The organism is Bradyrhizobium sp. Crot121 (assembly GCF_059512385.1).
This window is the reverse complement of sequence record NZ_JCAMOR010000358.1, coordinates 1-472: the sequence shown is the minus strand read 5'-3', so window position 1 is coordinate 472 and position 472 is coordinate 1. Positions and strand designations below refer to the sequence as shown.

At 57.2% G+C, this 472-nt stretch carries 1 protein-coding gene; it reads right to left on the bottom strand.

The features are described 5' to 3' along the window. On the bottom strand, positions 1-305 hold a 305-nt coding region (locus AC5ZGW_RS46965), incomplete at its 3' end, for a LysR family transcriptional regulator (RefSeq protein ID WP_496114249.1). Positions 306-472 lie beyond the last annotated feature (167 nt).

Here is a 472-nt window from a genome sequence, read left to right as displayed (position 1 = left end):
AGCGAGGTGACGCCGATGTTCAACGTGCCGGAGAGAGCACTCCGCTGGCCGGCGAAGCTGGTTCGCGCATCGGAGACGGAGGCGAGAATCTTGGTCGCGTGCCGGAGGAACTGATGTCCGTTGTGGGTGATCGTCAGGCCGCGCGGATGGCGCTCGAACAATTCGACGCCAAGATCGGTTTCCAGCTCCTTCAGCGCTTCCGTCACCGAGGACTGCGAGATCGACAGGTTCTGCGCGGCGCGCGTGACCGAGCCCTGTTCGGCGACAGCGACAAAATATTGGATCTGGCGAAGCGTGAAGGCCATGGCATTTTAGAGCACGCGCTTGAGCGATCTGGCAAGCGTGAGAGCTGTTGGACCTTTTTTGGTATTTTGCCAATTCGAGACAAAGTCGGGCGGCCCACTTAAAGATTCGGAAACGTCATTTCCCTAATTTCTCAGTCACTTGTATTGCGTTGGAGTTTTCAGATGGC